Consider the following 17,859-nt stretch of genomic DNA (forward strand, 5'->3'; position numbering starts at 1 on the left):
TAGTCTATGGCTGGGCCGCGCGGTTGTTGCCGCATTTACGTGCGCGAGGCTTCGAACGCCGCCCATGCTTGTTCAAAGGCCTCAAAATCGAACTCTGACGCGCGTGCTGGGCCAAGAATAAGCTTTTCGGTTTCAAGCAATTTACGGATCGCCTGTTCCAGGCTGTCCACCACTTCGGGCGGGATCACCAAAGCGCCGTGCCGGTCCGCATGCACCAGGTCCCCGTCCTTGATCGAGAGGCTGAAGATGGTAACCGGAGTGCCCACCTCTTTGACATGCACGAACCCGTGGCTTGGACCGACCGAGCCCGCCACAACCGGAAACCCATCCGGCAAATCGCCCAGATCCCGCATCACGCCGTTGGTCAACGCACCGCTGATGCCAAACCCTTTGTGGACCGTGGTATTGATCTCACCCCAGTAAGCACCGATGCAGTCCGGGAAATCCAGATCTTCGACAACCGTGACAGCCGGGCCTGTGCCCGTTGCCATATGCCGGTAGTAATCCATCCGGCGCTCACGGATCACTTCGGGAGGGTCGTCGGGAGGGTTCACCGCCGCGATCTTTGCCGTTCTGGCATAACCGACCATTGCCCCCGCATCGGGATCCGAGCACAGCATTGTGCCCCGCGTGAAATTGTCGAACCCACGCTTGCCTTGCGCCACTTCAATCGCATTGCAGACGGTGGGGGTGTCGACGGATTTCAAAAGATCCAGCAAGGGTTTTTTCATAGTGCCTCCAGCCAACGGCACAGAGCCGCTGTCGTCCGTTCGGGTTGTTCAAGTGTAGGCAAATGCCCCGCCTGCTCGATGACCTCGAAACGGCTATTCGTGAGAAGTTCATGCATCAAGGCGTGTCGCGAAACCGGGCACAGAGCATCATCTTTCCCGCACAGGATCAGGGCCTGCCCGGTATAACCGCGCAAGGTATCGCTTTGGTCGGGGCGATCTCGCAGTGCTTTGGACTGGTTAATAAAAACATCCGATCCAAGACCCAAGGCCATATCCATGCACAGGTTCAGAATTGCCTCGCGGTTCGGGCCATCGGTCAGGTAGTTTGGTTTCATCTCCTCGGCCATGACCCGGCCCAAGCCCCCACTGGACACAGAGGCGATTTGTGGACCACGCCTGGCTTTGACGTCATCCCGTTCGGCCATGTGGTTGGTATCCATCAGCGCCACGCTGACGACGCGCTGCGGTTGCTGCCGGATTATTTCCATCGCAACGATGCCACCCATGGACAGACCCGCAAGGACAAAGCGCGGGGGCGCATAAGACAACACTTCGGCGGCCAAAGCCTGCACCGTGTCATGCCCCCCAATCGGCGCATAGAGGACAGGATTGCTGCTCGAAAGCGCCGCGATCTGCGGGGCAAAAAGCCGGGCATCGCACATCATGCCGGGCAACATTACAAGTGGCTTCATGTGACCAATGCAGCCCCGTCGGCCAGAGAACCAAGCTTGGCAAAGGCGATATCAGGATCAACCGCACCAAATCCGGCAAAAGTGCCAAATCCGCAATCCGAGCCCGCGATCACTCTTTCGCGGCCGACAATATTCGAAAACCGTTCAATACGTTGGGCGACCAGTTCCGGATGTTCGACAAAATTTGTCGTGGTGTCGACAACGCCAGGTACAAGCACTTTGTCCTCTGGTATTTCGGCTTTGCGGTCACGGAACACCGTCCATTCATGCGCATGACGGGGGTTCGAGGTTTCGAACAGGACATAGCGGGATTTGGTCGACATCAGCGTGCCGAACACTTTGTCCATTCCAATGTCGCAACAATGCGGTCCTTCGTAATTGCCCCAGCAAATATGGACGCGCACCTTGTCAGCGGGAACGTCCTGCAATGCGTAGTTCAGGGCCTCAACATGCAAATTGGCGATCTTGACAAATTCTTCGTCCGAAAGGTCAGAGAACAGCATATGGCGAGACAGGGCCAGGTCGGGGCAATCCAGCTGTAGGTCCAGACCGGCCCCCACAATGGTTTCGTACTCTTGCTTCATCGCATCGGCGAGTGCAGCCAGATAGGCTTCACGCGTGGGGTAGAAATCATTTTGCAGAAACAGCGAGATGACACCCGGGCTGGCCGCGTTCATAAAACCACGCTCGACATCATGCGTGGCCATGGCGGCCTTGAGGTTGTCGATGTCTTTTTGCAGTTCACCTTGCCCTTTTGACCGCACCGCACCCACACACATTGGGCGCGCATATTGTGGCGTACCGCCATCATCAGCCAGGCGTTTCAGGAAGCCGGGAAACATCTTCAGATCCGCTGGCGCGTTGCGCGGGCTGTCCCCGTCAAAGCCGGTATAGCGGTCTTTGACATAGGTGGCGTATGAGATCTTCGACGTCTCGCCATCTGATACGATATCGACCCCGGCTTCGACCTGTTTGCGCACTGTCTCGGACACGGCCGAGGTCATACAGGCATCAAACGCAGCCGCGTCAAATGGCTCTGCACGCTCGCGCGCAAAGATGAAATCCACGACCTCCTGACTACGCGGAAGGCTCCCTACATGTGTGGTTGAAATGCGGGTCATTCCTTCTTCTCCCTCTGCAAGTCTAATCTGCGCCGCCCGGAAGGCAGCGCAGTTTGTTTCATGCACCTGTCCAAGTTGTACCGGCCGGATCTTCGGTTGCGGTAACGCGATAGAGCCCCGCGTCACCGGTCATCGAAGGCGTGACGCCATAGCTTTCGCCGGGCAGAACCAGTGCGGTATCCCCATTTGTCAGGGTTGTTTCGACATCCTCAATCGTAATCCGCCAGTGGCCACTGGCCGGCATCAAGACCACAGGCTTTTCGGCTTTAACCGGATCAGACACGCACGAGCCGCGACCAAGGAAATCAACCTCGAAACCCGGCTTGTCCTTGATCAGGCCGTTTTCGCCGATCACAACGGCAGGCCTGTTTGATGACAGCGCCATCAAATCCCAATAGCGGGCCACGTAATTGCCAATCACATTTTCGACGGGGACCTCGGGATAGGCTTTCAACTGCTCTTCAGTCAGCAAGGGCATGGGCTGTACGTTATGCGGCAGCGTTTCCCCTTTTTTGCTGTCGTAAAGAACCCCATTGTTTCCCAGCATCAAGCCATGGGCCTGCGCATCCTGAATAACCTGCGGCGCCCAGGTGACCCCGCCCCCGGCATCGTCACCACCAAGGACCGCCATGATCATCCCATAGTCCTGCCCCACATTTTCAAACCCGCGGAAGATACCGGTCGGGATGTTGAAGATGTCTCCTTCTTCGGCAATGAACTCACCAGCCGATCCGTATCTGCCCCAGAAGAACCGCCAACGGCCTTTGGCGACAAAGAACACTTCGGCCGTGGTGTGGCTATGCAGAGAGTTCCGGCATCTCGGCGGTTGGCCTGCGGCACCGATGTTGAAACCAATCTTGTCGGTGATGTGGACATGCTGGTCGGGGCTTTCAGATACGCCCCCGCCGATGATGGTGAAGTTTTCCTTTTGATCTGACCCCGGGGTATGGGCGTCGATGAACGCGGTTTTACAGGGTTTCAATTCGCCATAACGGACGATGCGGCTTTGGATGATACTCATTTCAGTCTTCCTTTTGGTTGGAGTTCGCTGCGGTCAAACTCCGAAACCAGGCGGGCGGTTGTTCAGTCGCCGGGCACGCAGGCTGGCCCGGTGGGCGTGAAAAAGCCGCAGGGCCTGCCCAGCCTCCAGATTTGAGAGACGATGCGACATTTACAGATCACCGGTTTTCAAAAGGATCTGTTTCCAGACCGACGTTTCATCAAACAGAGTGTATTCACGGCGCAGGCCCCAGGGGCCGAATTCGGCGTGGCTGATACCCAGCACAAAGACCTCGGCCCCCGTCGGCGTGCCGAACACACCCCATCCATCATGCTTGCCATGCAGCGACCAGCGGATCGCGGCGCGGGGCGGCATCATTGGGTCATCGCGACCGATCTGATGTTGAATTTTGAACTCGGCATTCGGGAAAGAGGCGCGAAGCCCCATCCAAAAGCGATCGACCGGAGCCCAGCTGTGACCAGTCGTGCCGCGCGGATATTCCGATTGCACGGCGCGGTCATACTCGGCACTGATCACGCTCAGGTCTGCAGACATGACCCGGTTCAGAATGTCGGCGTATTTCTGACCCCATTCATTGTCATTACCACGCCCTTTGTAAGGTCCAGGCTGATCATTCGCCGGCGTGTAAGGCTGGGCGCAAGCCTCTTGGCCGCCTTCGCGGGCGATCAGATCGCGGGCATATTCTTTTGGGTCCCAACCCATCTGTTGGACAATCGCACCCTGGTCGCGGATCAGCCATTCATCGTTGATCTGGTTGTTGATGGCGTGACAGTCAGCAAGGATACGGTAGACCAGCTTTTTCCCGGTAGCCTTCCCATAGACACCGTCGCCCAGATGGGTCGCAGTCGACAAAAGCCTGTGCGAGGACAGCATGCCATTTTCCGGTGTGCCGGACCAAATCACATCCTCACCCAGCAATGTGCGGTCGGGGAACTCGGCAAGCGTTGCCATGGTAGCGGCAATGACGCCCTGATTGCCAACGACAACTGACCCCGGGGATCGAACCACGATATCGGGTGCATAGTAATGGTGCAGCGTGGCAATGCCCCGATCTTCCCAGATTTCTTTTGTGATCCCAATAATATAGTCAGGGAAATCTTTGAATTTCGGGTCAAATCCCTTCATGTCTTCCATCCTTCAGGTATACGTGCAGAACCGCGAACAATCAGCGGTCCATCTATTTCCAATCGGTGCGGACCAACATCGGGCCCTTCGATTTTGCTCAGCAAAATGTCCACGGTTTCGGCAACCATACGGTTTGCAGGCTGTCGTACAGTGGTCAGGCTATAGGTTGGCCATGCTGCAACGGCCACATCGTCATATCCGACAACCGAAACATCTTCGGGAATCCTTAGGCCCAACTCGAATCTGAGGGTGTCCATCACTGCAATAGCCATGTGGTCATTGGCCACAAAAACGGCGTCGGGCGGGTCCGAAGCAAACATCTCAAGCGTTGCCGCCCGCGACTGTTCGCTGGTGAAGTTCCCAACGCCGCGCGCATGCAGTTCCGCCCCCGCATCATGCAAGGCGGCCCTGAAACCTGCTTCGCGGTCGCGCTGGGTCGACGCGCCTTCCCAACCGGCGATGTACCCGATCTTTTTATGCCCCCCGGCCAAAAGGAATTCGGCAGCCTTGCGCCCACCCGCGATATTGTCCGAGGTGACCGCCGACATGGCCGGGTCGTCCTGAACCCGGTTAAACAGCACCATCGGCACACCGGCAGCCAGACAACGATCCGACAGATCCGACGACAAAGCCACCGAAGCCGCGATAATCCCATCAACCTGAAAATCCAGTATTTCTTCGATCACGTTGTCTATGTTGCCGGCTTGATGCGACGCCATGAAGACCAGCACGTGGTAGCCGCGCTCTTGCAACTTGTTTGTCAGCTTTTCCAACGCTTCAGGATAGAACTGATTGTTCAGATAGGCGACCACAAGTCCAATGATCCGGCTTTTGCCCGAGACCACCGCACGGGCCAGAAAATTTGGCCGATATCCCAGTTCATCCGCTGCCTTGCGCACTTTCGCGACCGTTTTTTGCGAGGCCGATGCACCAGGCGTAAAGACCCGGCTAACGGCGGATTGGCTTACCCCGGCCAGCCGGGCAACGTCCAACGATGTAACTTTCTGAGTAACCATCAGTCTGCCGTCCAGCCTCCGTCCACCAACATTGCTGTTCCTGTAACCAAAGCCGACGCCTCTGATGCCAGGTACACTACCGCGCCCATAATATCCTCAATCTCTCCCGGGCGGCCCAGCTTGATCTTGTCTAGAATCCAGGCCCGTTTGGTCGGGTCTTCGAATGTAGGCCGGGACAAATCCGTCAGGATGAAAGTCGGGCAAATCGTGTTGACACGGATCTTTGCGGGCCCGAATTCCAGCGCCATCGCCTTGGTAAAGCCCTCGACCGCAAACTTGGAGGCGCAATAGACCGCGCGTTCCTGCCCGCCGACATGGCCCATCTGGCTTGAGATATTTATCAGCGATCCGGGACGCCCGGCCTCAAGCAACCCTTTGGCAACGGCTTGGGTTAGGAAATAGGCCCCCCGGACATTGACGTTCATGACCGAGTCAAAGTCTTCGGGCACCGTTTCGACCGCCTTGCTATGACGTGCAAACCCTGCCGAGTTCAAAAGGATGTCAAACGGCCCGTTTTCGGCGACAGCCGCGGCAGTTCCTGCGACATCGGTAACATCCATCTCAAGCACCTTGGCAGACCATCCCTTGGCAGTCATCTGATCGGCTATCTCTTGTAACGCACTTGCGCGGCGCGCCGCCAATGTGACCTCGGCCCCATGCTCTGCCAGCGCTACGGCGCAGGCCAGACCTATGCCCGACGATGCCCCGGCGACTAGCGCACGTTTGCCACCTAGACTAAAACTGGGGGTGCTGGGAAAATTGAGCATATCAGACCTCGCCGACTGGGTATGGAACTTCACCTGCGACACGCGCTTTGTTGAATTCGCGCAGGCGGGCAAAGACATCTACGCCCAGTTGCCGGTACACGTCCAGCAGGTCGACCAACACCCAGTTCTCCCGGATCAGGCCATCTTCCAATCGCCAAAAATCCAACGATCTCATAGTGATGCGCTGGCCAGAAGGGGCGATACCCATCCAGCCGTCATGAGTGATGGTCTGGATCATGTCCGGCCAGCCGGTAACAGCTGCATAATCACCGTCACCAAAGAAATGAAAGGTGATCTCGTCGGCGTATTTGCCTCGGTCCGGCATGCCACCCAGGAAAGGGATCTGGTGCCAGTTGCGAAACCCTGCAATGCCGCGCCCGGTGCCGATCCCAGCGGGCCCGTACCAGTTCATGCGCGGATGCCAGAACCTTTCCATCTCCATCACTTCGGGGCCACCCTGACTGGGATGCTTTTCCAGATGTTCAAGCATGGAAACGATATGGTCGCAGGAGGCCTTCGATTTTGCCTCATCCCAGGGGCCCCGCACGATACCGTCCAGCGTCGCCGGGCCGGGAATACAGAACTCCTGCCCCAAAGACGGCGCCATCGGCCAGGCCTTCGCCTGCATCATCACTTCGGGAATGTCCCAGAGTGCCTGGATTTCGACAACTTTGCGATTTTCAAAGCGGTAGAATTCGTGGAACCGCATATGGGTCAGATGCCCGGTCGGCGGGATGTCCAACCAAGGGGCGACGAAGGTGCCTACGTAGTGGCCGCCACAGCAGACCCAATCATCACCATGTTGCGTCGGCCCGCCCATCACAATCCAATCCCGGCGTTCCAGATCGGGCATGGATTTCAAAAGCGGTGTGTAGCAGGCATCATAGAGTTCCTGCGGCCCGGTCAGGTCGCCGAATGGATGGGGCATGTGGATGACGGCATCGGGCGCAATCACCGCCTGCAGTGCAGCTCGGACGCCGGTTTCGTCAAAGTTATACATGGCTTCGCGCAATGGCGCGATCAGGGCCTTATGGGTAGAATGTGTGTCCATTGCGAAATCTCGCATTGTGTTATCTGCTTTTCTTTCAAAACCCGTGGTGCCCGGGCAAACCCCAAGCGCAAGTTCTGCAGCAATGACCTCACTCTTATGAGGACGCGTCTGCAGCCTCGCGATAAGCCGCACCTTCGCCGTAAGGTACGTTGATGCCCCCATAACGCCGGACGCGAATATTGCATTGCTCGGCATGGCCGACAAAGCCTTCCAGCATACACAGGCGTGAGCCGTATTCGCCGATCATTGCCGCAGCCTCGTCAGTAACAACCTTCTGGTAGCTGTGAGTTTTCATGAACTTGCCGACCCACAAGCCGCCGGTATAACGTCCGGCCTTTTTGGTCGGCAGCGTGTGGTTCGTGCCGATCACCTTATCACCGTTTGCAACATTGGTCCGCGCCCCAAGAAACAGCGCGCCATAGCTGGTCATGTTTTCCAGGAACCAGTCGTCACGGTCGGTCATCACCTGCACATGCTCAGAGGCGATATCATCGGCAACTTGCAGCATTTCGTCATAAGTGTCGCAGACAATGACTTCCCCATACTCCTCCCAGCTGACTTTTGCGGTTCCGGCGGTAGGCAGGATACCGAGGATACGGTCGATCTCGCTCAGCGTTTCTTCGGCCAACTTGCGCGAGTTGGTGACCAGAACACAGGGGCTGTTGTAGCCATGCTCGGCCTGCCCCAACAAGTCGGTCGCACAAAGTTCGGCATCGGCAGCAGTTTCGTCGGCAATGACCATCGTCTCGGTCGGGCCCGCAAAAAGGTCGATGCCAACGCGACCAAAGAGCTGCCGTTTGGCTTCTGCCACAAAGGCATTCCCGGGGCCGACCAGCATGTGGACCGGATCAATGGTTTCCGTACCGATCGCCATGGCACCAATCGCTTGGATACCACCCATGACATAGATCTCATGCGCCCCACCCAGATACATGGCAGCGATCACGGCCGCATTGGGCTTGCCCTGAAACGGTGGCGTACAGGCGATGATGCGAGGCACACCGGCCACTTTAGCGGTCGCAACCGACATATGCGCCGACGCAACCATCGGGAATTTACCGCCAGGAACATAACAGCCAACAGACTGCACCGGGATGTTCTTGTGGCCGAGGATGACCCCCGGCAAGGTTTCAACCTCGATATCCAGCATTGAGTCGCGCTGCGCCTGGGCGAAGTTTATCACCTGTTTCTGAGCGAACTTGATGTCGGCGAGCTCGCGTTCGGTCAATGAGGCAATCAGCTCGTCGATCTGTTCCTGGCTCAGGCGGAAACTTTCCGGCGAGTAATTGTCAAACTTTTCCGACAGATCGCGCACCGCCGCATCACCGCGAGTTTCGATGTCTTTCAGCGTCGCTTCAACGACAGTGCGGGTTTTGGCGTCATCTTCGGCCCGGTCGGCCTCGGGTTTGCCGCTTTTCAGATATTCGATAGCCATTGTCCTAATCCTCAATTTTCGGGCCGGGGCGGAATTTCTTCTCCCCGGTCAAATGTTTCCCACCCTTTGCCCTGGAACAGATCGACTCCAAGCTGCGAGGCGACATGGGCAAAATCGACATTCACCCAGTTGTCGACGATCTTGCCGTCGACAACTTTCCAGAAATCCATGTAACGGATCTCGACGCGCTTGCCGGTGGGCGCAATCCCCAGAAATTCGCCAGAATGGGTTGCTTCCTGGCGGCCAAAAGCTGCCGCCCACTCGCCCATATAAAGCCGGGCCTCGTCGATGCAGGTCTTGTCGGAAAACGCAGCCTGGAACGGGCGTTGCCAGTTTTCCTGGAATTCCTTCAGGCCCGTCTTGGTGCCGCAACCCTGGTTGCCAAGCCAGCGGAACCCTTCGGCGAAGAATTCGCCGATGTCTTCGATACGGTGGTCGTTCAAACCATCGACCATCCCCTCGATCACGGCGCGGGTCTCGTCGGTTTTGCTCATGTCCGTGTCACGTGTCAGCACGGCCTGTTCGGGGCGGGAGCCCTTCATGTTTCTCTTCCTTTTATGGTTACCAAGGGGTCTTCTGTGTGGAGGGCGAGGATTAATCCGCCGTCAGAAAATCCCTTGGCATCCGGTTGAGCGCCGGATGGCGCGCAACGGCGTTATGTCTGGCAGAGCAGCTCATGCAGCCTGCTCGGCGATTTCAGCAAAGAGGTCATAGCCCAGTTGCAACAGCACATGCGGGACATCGACAAAAACCCAGTTTTCGACCAGCAGATCGTCCTCGCGGCGCCACCAGTCGCAGACCCGCATGAAGACGCGTTTGCCACTTGCGGACTGGCCGAGGAAAGGTTTCACCTGGACGCCAGTTAACGAGGGCCAACCGCCCGAGCATACGTAGTTACCTTCGCCATAGCGGGTGAAATGCGCCGTCATACCGTTGCCCGCAGTGCCGCCGGACCAGCCTTCAAAGGTGGCTTCGAAAGGCACCTGGAAGCTGGCAAAACTCTCGATCCCGACGAAAGAACCGAAGGCGCCGGGGCCGTACCAGACCATGTTGTCATGCCAGTAGGGGCGCCAAGCCTCGTTCTCGGTAGCAAGCCCGGCCAGCATTTCTGTGACCATATGATAGCTCTTGGCACCCTCGGCAGGATCCTGCGGAGTGGTCAAGATGCCATCATGGCTGGCAGGGCCCTGAATCATGCCGGTGAAGCCGCGGGTCTTGCCCGGGCTGTCGGGGATCGGCCATTGTCCAGCGGCCAGCATCAGCTCTGGAATATCGAGGAAGATATAGCTTTCCACCGCCTTGCCGTCCTGCATCCGGTGGAACTCGCCAAAGCGCAGATAGGCAAGCTCGCCTGTGGCCCGGATGCCAAGCCAGTCGCGCGAGAACCGACCAACGAAATAGCCGGTGGCGCTGATCCAGTCCTGCCCGTCAAATTCGCCGGCCATGACGATGTCATCGCGCCGAAAAAGCCCGTCGAAGGCAGCGGCGAGCGGGGCGATGACGTGATCGTGCAGCCCGAGGCCGCCCGCGACCTCATTGAAGGGATGCACCACGTTGACATGTGCACCGGGGGCGAAGAAAGCGTCAAATGCCGGCCGGAAGTTGCCAGGATGGCGTTGTGCTTCGGTGAATCTCAGAAAGGGTTTACGGTCGAGGTTTTTCATCTTCTCTGTCTCAATGGGGTCTGTTCGGGGCGTGTTCGGAGAAGCGCCCCGCAAGGTCCCGCGCGCATCAAAGCAAATGGAATTCGTCCCGGCCGCCGGGTCCTGCGCGCAGCCACATTCAGTCTGGCAGTATGCGCATGGGCAGATACGGACTGAGGATGAGTGCGTCCCATCAGAGTTAGCCTTTCACAGCCCCGGCCGTCAGACCGCCCACAATCTGTCGCTGGAAGAACATGACCAGAATGAACAGTGGAACTGTGGCTGAAACCACAGCCGCAACCGCGAACATCACGTTACCTTCGGTCTGCGTTGTACCAAGAAACGCGGCAATGGCAGGCACCATCGTGCGGTTACTTTCGGACAGAAGCATCGCCCCGACGGCAAAATCGTTATAGGCCAGCAGGAACGAGAACAGCCCGGTGGTGATCACCCCTGGCCACATCACCGGAATGATCACCCGACGAAATGCCTGGAACTGGTTGCATCCGTCGACCTTGGCACTTTCATCCAGCTCGCTTGGGATGTTCTTAAAGAAAGAATGCAGCATCCACAGAGTGAACGGCTGGTTTATCGCCACAAGCACGATGATCGTGGTTGGAAGGATCCCCCAGATGTTCCATTCGAAGAAAGGCAGCAAATATCCCGAGACCAGCGTAATCGGGGGCATAGCCCGGAAGATAAGTGCCGTGATCAATAGCCAGAACGTATAGTTGTAGGTCGACCGAGACAGGGCATAGCCCCCCAGCGTTCCGATTGTGAGCGAGATGGTGACAACAAAGAAACAGATGATCCCCGTGTTGAGAACATTCCGCCAAAATTCTTCCTGTATCCAGGCGCCCTCGTACCCTGTGGTTGTGAAGGGCGAGCCATAGACGGCTTCGGTCCGTGCTCCGGTGATGGCATTGGTCCAGTCGGCGATCGAAAAGAAATCCAACTCTACCTTGAACGAACCCCAGACCGTCCAGAGGAACGGGAAAGCGGCCAGAACGAACCATAGGATCACAAATAAGGACGTGGCGATCCGGAGACTTCTAGGCATTCTTTGTGCGCGGCTGGCCATATTATCTTGCTCCTTTGAAGTCGCGCCAGGTGCGGACAAGCACCGGTGACAGCAGAATGGCGACTCCGATTATCGTGATCACAGAGGTCGCGGCCGCGGAAGAAAGCTGCCGGGTTTCACCGCCTAAGTCGTTGAAGATGAATGTACTAAGGGATTGTGCGTGCGCACCTGCGCTGAACCCGATTATCGGTTCAAACACCTTGAAGTTGTCCATCAACTGAATCAACGCAACAAATGTGACCAGTGGCATGAGATGAGGAACGACCACGAACTTAACCTGTTGCCAGCGGGTTGCCCCGTCTATCTGGGCGGCCTCGATTTGATCCTGGGGCAATGTTTGCAACCCCGCATAGAACACGACAAATGCAAATGGAGCGGCGTGCCAAACTCCATAAACCATCAGCGCCACCCACATCAGCCCGGTTGAGGCCTTCAGGCTAAAATCCGGATCCCCGGCCAGATATACTAGGGCGTTGCCGATGACCCCGCGGCTGTCAATCATCCAGAACAGGATAAGCGAGCCAATCAACGGAGTGACGATCATCGGCAGAAGCGAAAAGAAGATCAGCAGCCCTTTGAGATTTCGGTGCAGGGAGTTGATTGCCAGCGCAATCACCAGCCCCAAAATGATTGTGAGCGGCGTCACAACAAACGTGAAGGTCAGCGTAAAAGCCATTGCCCTGTAAAAGGGCAAATTACCGATCTTTGAGAAGAAACCGCCCCAGGTTTCATTCGCAGCCCAGATCTGTCCAATTTCCTGGATCGCCAGGTGGCCACGGTCCAGGTAAATGTCCAATCCGACAAATCGGCCCAGTGGTTTCTCGGCGCGAAGGGCGGCTGTTGCCTCTTGATCAATCGTGGTCTCTGTCGTGCAGCCGATCAGGGGGGTGCAGCTTTCGACCTCTAACAAAACGGCCGGATGAGGCGCGAAAATGGATTGGGTCACCACCGAGACTATCGGCATCGCGATGAACAGCAGCATCGCAAGCCCGGTGGGCAGGAAGAACCACAGGAAGGTCTTATGGCGCATGTCGCAATCCCCACGTGAATTGGTTTGTGCGGGCGGCCCTTACAGACGCCCGCACGAGTCAGGCCCTACTGGAGGAAACCTTGTTCGATGGCAGCGGCGCGATATGCGGCTTCGACATCGGCCAGCGCCTGCTCAGCGCTTTCCTTGCCTTGCATGAAGTCTGAAAGTTCATTGCCTAGCGCGCTGTGCATCAGGCCCATGTAAGGCAACATCGGATAAGGCGGTGTGCCCATTTTTGCCGCCTCAAACACGCCTTCGGCGTCCGCACCAGGCTCGTAGCCTTCGATCAACCATACCGCCAGCGGCGTGGTTTCATCGTTCAGCATGTCAGGACGGATACCGTGTTTCATCGCGATGAACGTAGCCTCGGCTTCTTCATCCGAGATGTTCTTGCCGACGGTCCAGCCGTCCCACCACAGGGTCGATGCAGGCGTCGACCCGCCGCCGACTGTCAGTGGTGCGCCGATCGCATGACCGTCGATCACTTCCTGAAGCACGCCTTCGGTCGTGGTTTGCTGCGATGCGCGTGAACCCCACATATTCATGATTGCAACGTTACCAGCACGGTATTCGGCATTAGTGGCATTGGAATCGTGGGTCAGGAAGTCGGGGTTCATGTATTCCGACAAAGCCTTCATCATGTTCAGCGCATTGACACCAGCCTCAGAATTCACGTTGGGCTCGGCTGTTCCGGCTTTGAAGTGGCTGCCGCCATAGCCAAGAAAAATGTTGTTGAATTCCTGTGCCAGATTCCAACCCGACGCATAGGCGCCGCCAACCGGGTTTTGCATGATGCCCTGCTCGCGAATGGCTTTGGCCGCTTCGAGCAATTCTTCATAGGTTGTCGGCACTTCGACACCGGCCTGTTCCAACACGTCCTTGCGATACATCAGGTGCTGAGCATTCGCCATGAACGCCACGGCCATAATGTCATCACCAATCTTGATCAACTGACCTGGCTGCAGGTCCTGACCATGCTGTTCCACCAGATCGTTGAGCGGCCGAATAACATCTTCGTTCATCAACGCCACGATCGAGCTGTTGGCGATGATGGCACTGGTGTATTCAGACGGGTTTCCGGACAGACCAGCCACGTTGATGGTCTGGTGCTCGGAGGTCAGGTTTGAATCGACCGATGCGCCTGTGCATTCTTTCGCGCCGGTTGCGACGGCCTGAATGGCCGCAAATTCGTTACCAACGATATTCACGCGCCCGCTAATTTCACAGGCATAACCTGCGCTGGCGGCAAAGGCGGCCAAGGACCCAGCCAATGCAATTTTCTTCAGAAACATTTGTATTCCTCCCTAGGTAGATGGGTGCATCTTCGAAGTCTGCACCTGCGTTAAACCCGGCAATGCGGGTTTGGATTTTCTGTTCAGCGCTCCAAACGCGTTCCGGTTTGCGCATCAAACAAGTGGCAGTGATCGGTGTGGATATGGATTGAAACCTGATCATCGATTTCAGCGCGATAGGTTTTGTCGGCTTTGACCGAAACCAGCGCGCCACCGATCCGAACCGAGACCATCGTGCTGTCGCCCAAAAGCTCCTGCGTGTAGATGGGCCCGTTAATCTCGCCGCCGCTTTCCACGACATTGGCGTCCTCGGCGCGAAAGCCCAGCGTAATCGGGCCGTCCGACGCATTCAGCCCATGCACCTCAGTGTTCTGAGCCCGAAACACCCCATCCTGAACCTGACCATCGATAAGGTTCATTGCCGGATTGCCAATAAAGCTGGCCACAAAAGTGTTTGCGGGTGCATCGTAAATATCGGTCGGAGAGCCAACCTGCTGCACGATACCCTGCTTCATGATCACCACACGATCTGCAAGAGTCATCGCTTCGATCTGGTCATGAGTCACGTAGATCGTGGTCACGGCAAGCTCGTGGCTGAGGTTCTTGATCTGCGCGCGCGTCGAAACACGCAGCTTGGCGTCAAGGTTTGACAGCGGTTCGTCCATCAGAAAGACATTTGGCTCGCGAACAATGGCGCGGGCCAAAGCGACGCGCTGACGCTGGCCGCCCGACAGCTCTGCCGGTTTGCGATGCAGAAAGTCATCCAGTTCGACCATGGCCGAAGCGCGGCGCACTTTTTCGTCATGTGTGGAAGGGTCGATGCCGCGCACCTTCAGCGGGAACCGGATATTCTCATAAACATTCATGTTCGGATAGAGCGCGTAGGACTGAAACACCATGGCAACATCGCGGTCCTTGGGCTCCATGTCATTGACACGCTCGCCATCTATCAGAATGTCGCCCTCGCTGGCGTCTTCCAAACCCGCAATCATGCGCATGGTCGTCGTCTTGCCACAGCCTGATGGGCCAAGAAGAACCAGAAACTCTTTATCGGCAATAGTCAGGTCGAAATTATCCACCCCCACAAACGATCCCCAACGTTTCCCAACACTGCGAAGTTGAATTTCGGCCATTCTGTCCTCCCATGTGCACTTGTCGTGCATACGTTTGCAAGAGCATAGACATCTGATGGAACATCAGGCAAGCTTTTTTTGCATGCGTTTGCAAATCTACGTTTCACTATACAGAAAACCTGTGCTCAATTCCTGGTAAAGCACTGAAAGAAAAGAATATGCCTTACGAAGCCGAGAAAAATATTGTTCTGGATCTTTATGAAGCTCTGAGCCGAGCTGAAGAATCAGCGGTCCCTGACGTGATCTCGAAATATTGCGCCGATGACTATCTGTGGCGCGGATTCCATCCCTTTGACGAACTGCATGGCCCCTGTGACGTAGGTGCCCAGTTCTGGCTTCCGCTGAAACAAAGCCTGACCCGAATGCAGCGCCGCATGGACATATTCATGGCCGGAGAAAACGAGATGGACGGTTTCACCTCGGTCTGGGTTGTATCAATGGGCCATCTCATGGGGCTGTTCGACAAAGATTGGCTAGGTATCTCGCCAAACGGCAAAATGACATTTCTGCGCTATTGCGAATTCAACAAGGTCGAAAACGGGAAAATCACTGAAACGGCGATGTATTTCGACATACCTCATTTCATGATGCAGGCCGGATTGCAGCCGTTCCCGCCTCAGACAGCCGCGCAGCTCGTGCAGCCGGGGCCCATGACCCATGACGGCCTGATGGTCGGTCCGCAACCTGCGGCGGAAGGAGAGCGGACCCTGGCGGCCATCAACTCTATGATCTCCGATCTGGGCCAATGGAACAGCGGCCTCAGCCTTGAGGACGAGCTACGGCGCACATGGTCCGAAGACATGATCTGGTGGGGGCCATCCGGGATCGGGGCGACCTACACGATCGAACGCTACGCCCAACAGCATGCAGGCCCTTTCCGTGCTGGTTTCACTGACCGGTCGAAAACCAAACACATATGCCGCCTGGCAGAGGGTCATTATGGCGGTTTTTTTGGCTGGCCGAACTTCACAGCCCGTCCAACTGGCGGGTTCATGGGAATGCCTGCGACTGACAAAGCCGGTGAATTTCGGGTAATAGATATCTATCGGCGAGACGGGGATAAGCTGGCCGAGAACTGGATATTCATCGACCTTTTACATTTCTGGAAACAGCAGGGCGTGGACATCCTTGCCAGAATGTCCGAGCTACCGCGAACATAACCGGCAGGATTGACGCACATCAGACCTTGGCTCTGTGCACTACCCCTGGCTCATGGCGCGTAGGGTCAAAAGGTTCTTTGGCGACCCAGCGCCGATTCACCTGGAATACATGCTGAACGAGTTCCGGTCCGACGCCGCCCCAATCGGGGCGGCATTTTTTGTTTGCAAACGGAGCAAGCGCTGGCTCATATCCTAAGCCTCACATGGGCCCCGCGCCTGAGCGGGATTGCGTATCCGAGCGAACGAGAATGGGCCAAGCGGCGGCGTTCAGGGCGTCCCATTGGTCGGGGTCAACCTCAATCCCCTGTTCCAAAGCTTGGTTATAGTTGGCTGCTAGCTGCGCCGCCGAAATCTCAAACCGCTGAAGTTCGGGTTGCTCCACCTGACGTGTCACCGCGTCCGCCAACAATGCAGGCTGATTTGTGCAGATGATAGTGACGGTCGAGATTTCTTTTCTGTCATCTGCATTATCCAATCGCCAGTAATGCGGGAAAGTCGCGCCGCTTTCAAAGCTCGCTCCGTGTGATCCAACCTGATCTTTCCGATAGGCTGAGATATACACGCCCAACTGCGCGACCATCGACAGGCTTCGCAGGATTAGACCAGGATAGCGGCAGTTGGCCAGTTCGATGATCGCAAAGCCCGACTTGTTGGCCTTGGAGTGCATCAGATAGGCCGCCAATGAGCCGTGCTCGCAGACATCCGCGCCACCTGCATCAAGAACGGCGATGTCGCCATTTTCGAACACCAACCGCGGAGTCGCTCCACCCTTGGGGGCCCGTGGTGGCAGGCTGATACGGTCGAACCCGCTCAGACCCGCCATTTGCAACCAAGTGACCAATTGGCCAGCGTCCTCATAGTCACCGATCTCGTGCCCGGCTCCTTCGTAGGCGCGGGACAGCGCGGTGATCATTTCGTTACGGGATACTTTCATGCCTGTGCCTCCTCAATCTGCGGTTTCAGTGGCAGGAACCAGCTTTCATAGGTCTGGCCGATGTCATCAATCAGCGGTGCCCCCTGATACATTGTGTTACGTAGCCATAGCTTCGAACGAGGGTCGAACTTGCTGACGCCAAAGAAGGCAAGCTTGCAGCGCAACAGGTCCATGGGGCGCACGTTCCGGTCCGCAAGGTTGGCTCGGATTTCGGCGTATTTGTGCCTGCTCATGGTTTGGATGCGGCGCACGATGCTTTTCAGAGCTGGGCGGCGCAACAGGAAATGAATGACGTCACTGCCTGGATGCTCTTCAAGGTCTTCCAACAACACGTCATAGCAGGCGCGAACACGGCACCCGATGGGCAGCGGCATTTGTTTCTCAATCCCCGGATCAGCACCGGCAAAACCCAGTGCTGAGCCTCCCCAACTGAACTGGTCCCCCGTTATGTTTAGGAAACGGAGGACCTAGAATGGCAAACAAGCGACCGAAGCCGGAAGAGATTGTCTCGAAGTTACGGCAAGTTGAAGTTCTGATGGGTCAAGGCATGTCCCGTCTTGATGCGATCAGGCAGATCGGAGTTGTTGAACAAACCTATTACCGCTAGCGGAAGAAGTACGGTGGAAT

General features: G+C 56.7%; 18 protein-coding genes and 1 pseudogene. 2 read left to right on the top strand and 17 right to left on the bottom strand.

The annotated features are described in order from the left end of the window. Nucleotides 1–35: 35 nt before the first annotated feature. From AC2FFB_RS08850 to AC2FFB_RS08920, 15 genes are all read right to left on the bottom strand, one after another. A complete protein-coding gene (locus AC2FFB_RS08850; protein ID WP_496874795.1) occupies nt 36–731 on the bottom strand; it encodes an RraA family protein in 696 nt (231 codons plus the stop codon). Next, nucleotides 728–1,423, bottom strand: a complete 696-nt coding sequence (locus tag AC2FFB_RS08855) for an alpha/beta fold hydrolase (RefSeq protein ID WP_496693800.1) — start codon at nt 1,421–1,423, stop codon at nt 728–730. The genes AC2FFB_RS08850 and AC2FFB_RS08855 overlap by 4 nt, the downstream gene beginning before the upstream one ends. After that, a complete protein-coding gene (locus tag AC2FFB_RS08860; RefSeq protein WP_496713561.1) occupies nt 1,420–2,544 on the bottom strand; it encodes a cobalamin-independent methionine synthase II family protein in 1,125 nt (374 codons plus the stop codon). The genes AC2FFB_RS08855 and AC2FFB_RS08860 overlap by 4 nt, the downstream gene beginning before the upstream one ends. A 58-nt stretch (nt 2,545–2,602) precedes the next feature. Continuing rightward, nucleotides 2,603–3,565, bottom strand: a complete 963-nt coding sequence (locus AC2FFB_RS08865; RefSeq protein ID WP_496874796.1) for a cupin domain-containing protein — start codon at nt 3,563–3,565, stop codon at nt 2,603–2,605. Nucleotides 3,566–3,715: 150 nt separating this feature from the next. Further along, a complete protein-coding gene (locus AC2FFB_RS08870; protein ID WP_496874797.1) occupies nt 3,716–4,690 on the bottom strand; it encodes a nuclear transport factor 2 family protein in 975 nt (324 codons plus the stop codon). Continuing rightward, nucleotides 4,687–5,706, bottom strand: a complete 1,020-nt coding sequence (locus AC2FFB_RS08875; protein ID WP_142639914.1) for a LacI family DNA-binding transcriptional regulator — start codon at nt 5,704–5,706, stop codon at nt 4,687–4,689. The genes AC2FFB_RS08870 and AC2FFB_RS08875 overlap by 4 nt, the downstream gene beginning before the upstream one ends. Then, on the bottom strand, nt 5,706–6,473 hold the full coding sequence (locus AC2FFB_RS08880; protein ID WP_281995153.1) for an SDR family NAD(P)-dependent oxidoreductase: 768 nt from the start codon (nt 6,471–6,473) through the stop codon (nt 5,706–5,708). Before AC2FFB_RS08880 ends, AC2FFB_RS08875 begins: the two co-directional genes overlap by 1 nt. Before the next feature lies 1 nt (nt 6,474). After that, entirely contained in the window at nt 6,475–7,539 is a 1,065-nt protein-coding gene (locus tag AC2FFB_RS08885; RefSeq protein ID WP_496874798.1) for an ester cyclase, read from the bottom strand. A 79-nt stretch (nt 7,540–7,618) separates the two neighbouring features. Next, nucleotides 7,619–8,959, bottom strand: a complete 1,341-nt coding sequence (hisD, locus tag AC2FFB_RS08890; RefSeq protein WP_496689178.1) for a histidinol dehydrogenase — start codon at nt 8,957–8,959, stop codon at nt 7,619–7,621. An 11-nt stretch (nt 8,960–8,970) separates the two neighbouring features. Beyond that, nucleotides 8,971–9,501: an ester cyclase gene (locus tag AC2FFB_RS08895; protein ID WP_142639920.1), complete on the bottom strand. Its 531-nt coding sequence runs from the start codon at nt 9,499–9,501 to the stop codon at nt 8,971–8,973. Nucleotides 9,502–9,633: 132 nt separating this feature from the next. Next, nucleotides 9,634–10,623: a nuclear transport factor 2 family protein gene (locus AC2FFB_RS08900; RefSeq protein WP_496676809.1), complete on the bottom strand. Its 990-nt coding sequence runs from the start codon at nt 10,621–10,623 to the stop codon at nt 9,634–9,636. 178 nt (nt 10,624–10,801) lie between these two features. Beyond that, entirely contained in the window at nt 10,802–11,683 is an 882-nt protein-coding gene (locus AC2FFB_RS08905) for a carbohydrate ABC transporter permease (protein WP_496676806.1), read from the bottom strand. A gap of 1 nt (nt 11,684) precedes the next feature. Further along, a complete protein-coding gene (locus AC2FFB_RS08910) occupies nt 11,685–12,713 on the bottom strand; it encodes a carbohydrate ABC transporter permease (RefSeq protein WP_142639926.1) in 1,029 nt (342 codons plus the stop codon). A 65-nt stretch (nt 12,714–12,778) separates the two neighbouring features. Next, a complete protein-coding gene (locus tag AC2FFB_RS08915; protein ID WP_271949112.1) occupies nt 12,779–14,005 on the bottom strand; it encodes an ABC transporter substrate-binding protein in 1,227 nt (408 codons plus the stop codon). 83 nt (nt 14,006–14,088) lie between these two features. Continuing rightward, the gene (locus tag AC2FFB_RS08920; RefSeq protein WP_142639930.1) at nt 14,089–15,138 is read right to left on the bottom strand and encodes an ABC transporter ATP-binding protein; all 1,050 of its coding nucleotides are present in this window, start codon (nt 15,136–15,138) and stop codon (nt 14,089–14,091) included. Between the two features lie 158 nt (nt 15,139–15,296). Between AC2FFB_RS08920 and AC2FFB_RS08925 the strand changes: the two genes are divergently transcribed. Next, the gene (locus tag AC2FFB_RS08925; RefSeq protein WP_496704984.1) at nt 15,297–16,298 is read left to right on the top strand and encodes a nuclear transport factor 2 family protein; all 1,002 of its coding nucleotides are present in this window, start codon (nt 15,297–15,299) and stop codon (nt 16,296–16,298) included. A gap of 199 nt (nt 16,299–16,497) precedes the next feature. On the opposite strand, the gene AC2FFB_RS08930 is transcribed toward AC2FFB_RS08925, so the two are convergent. Beyond that, complete coding sequence (locus tag AC2FFB_RS08930) at nt 16,498–17,232, bottom strand: DUF3726 domain-containing protein (RefSeq protein WP_496874799.1); 735 nt, start codon at nt 17,230–17,232, stop codon at nt 16,498–16,500. After that, on the bottom strand, nt 17,229–17,606 hold the full coding sequence (locus tag AC2FFB_RS08935) for a hypothetical protein (RefSeq protein ID WP_282027217.1): 378 nt from the start codon (nt 17,604–17,606) through the stop codon (nt 17,229–17,231). Before AC2FFB_RS08935 ends, AC2FFB_RS08930 begins: the two co-directional genes overlap by 4 nt. Before the next feature lie 98 nt (nt 17,607–17,704). On the opposite strand from AC2FFB_RS08935, the pseudogene AC2FFB_RS08940 reads away from it, so the two are divergent. Then, nucleotides 17,705–17,836, top strand: a pseudogene (locus tag AC2FFB_RS08940) (IS3 family transposase); the annotation flags it as partial. Nucleotides 17,837–17,859: the final 23 nt, after the last annotated feature.

The organism is Ruegeria sp. YTSA219, assembly GCF_059609985.1.

What these genes read in the sequence shown, in the direction of transcription:
- AC2FFB_RS08850 (WP_496874795.1), bottom strand. Translation starts at nt 731, where the DNA reads ATGAAAAAACCCTTGCTGGATCTTTTGAAATCCGTCGACACCCCCACC.
- AC2FFB_RS08855 (WP_496693800.1), bottom strand. Translation starts at nt 1,423, where the DNA reads ATGAAGCCACTTGTAATGTTGCCCGGCATGATGTGCGATGCCCGGCTT.
- AC2FFB_RS08860 (WP_496713561.1), bottom strand. Translation starts at nt 2,544, where the DNA reads ATGACCCGCATTTCAACCACACATGTAGGGAGCCTTCCGCGTAGTCAG.
- AC2FFB_RS08865 (WP_496874796.1), bottom strand. Translation starts at nt 3,565, where the DNA reads ATGAGTATCATCCAAAGCCGCATCGTCCGTTATGGCGAATTGAAACCC.
- AC2FFB_RS08870 (WP_496874797.1), bottom strand. Translation starts at nt 4,690, where the DNA reads ATGAAGGGATTTGACCCGAAATTCAAAGATTTCCCTGACTATATTATT.
- AC2FFB_RS08875 (WP_142639914.1), bottom strand. Translation starts at nt 5,706, where the DNA reads ATGGTTACTCAGAAAGTTACATCGTTGGACGTTGCCCGGCTGGCCGGG.
- AC2FFB_RS08880 (WP_281995153.1), bottom strand. Translation starts at nt 6,473, where the DNA reads ATGCTCAATTTTCCCAGCACCCCCAGTTTTAGTCTAGGTGGCAAACGT.
- AC2FFB_RS08885 (WP_496874798.1), bottom strand. Translation starts at nt 7,539, where the DNA reads ATGCGAGATTTCGCAATGGACACACATTCTACCCATAAGGCCCTGATC.
- hisD (WP_496689178.1), bottom strand. Translation starts at nt 8,959, where the DNA reads ATGGCTATCGAATATCTGAAAAGCGGCAAACCCGAGGCCGACCGGGCC.
- AC2FFB_RS08895 (WP_142639920.1), bottom strand. Translation starts at nt 9,501, where the DNA reads ATGAAGGGCTCCCGCCCCGAACAGGCCGTGCTGACACGTGACACGGAC.
- AC2FFB_RS08900 (WP_496676809.1), bottom strand. Translation starts at nt 10,623, where the DNA reads ATGAAAAACCTCGACCGTAAACCCTTTCTGAGATTCACCGAAGCACAA.
- AC2FFB_RS08905 (WP_496676806.1), bottom strand. Translation starts at nt 11,683, where the DNA reads ATGGCCAGCCGCGCACAAAGAATGCCTAGAAGTCTCCGGATCGCCACG.
- AC2FFB_RS08910 (WP_142639926.1), bottom strand. Translation starts at nt 12,713, where the DNA reads ATGCGCCATAAGACCTTCCTGTGGTTCTTCCTGCCCACCGGGCTTGCG.
- AC2FFB_RS08915 (WP_271949112.1), bottom strand. Translation starts at nt 14,005, where the DNA reads ATGTTTCTGAAGAAAATTGCATTGGCTGGGTCCTTGGCCGCCTTTGCC.
- AC2FFB_RS08920 (WP_142639930.1), bottom strand. Translation starts at nt 15,138, where the DNA reads ATGGCCGAAATTCAACTTCGCAGTGTTGGGAAACGTTGGGGATCGTTT.
- AC2FFB_RS08925 (WP_496704984.1), top strand. Translation starts at nt 15,297, where the DNA reads ATGCCTTACGAAGCCGAGAAAAATATTGTTCTGGATCTTTATGAAGCT.
- AC2FFB_RS08930 (WP_496874799.1), bottom strand. Translation starts at nt 17,232, where the DNA reads ATGAAAGTATCCCGTAACGAAATGATCACCGCGCTGTCCCGCGCCTAC.
- AC2FFB_RS08935 (WP_282027217.1), bottom strand. Translation starts at nt 17,606, where the DNA reads ATGCCGCTGCCCATCGGGTGCCGTGTTCGCGCCTGCTATGACGTGTTG.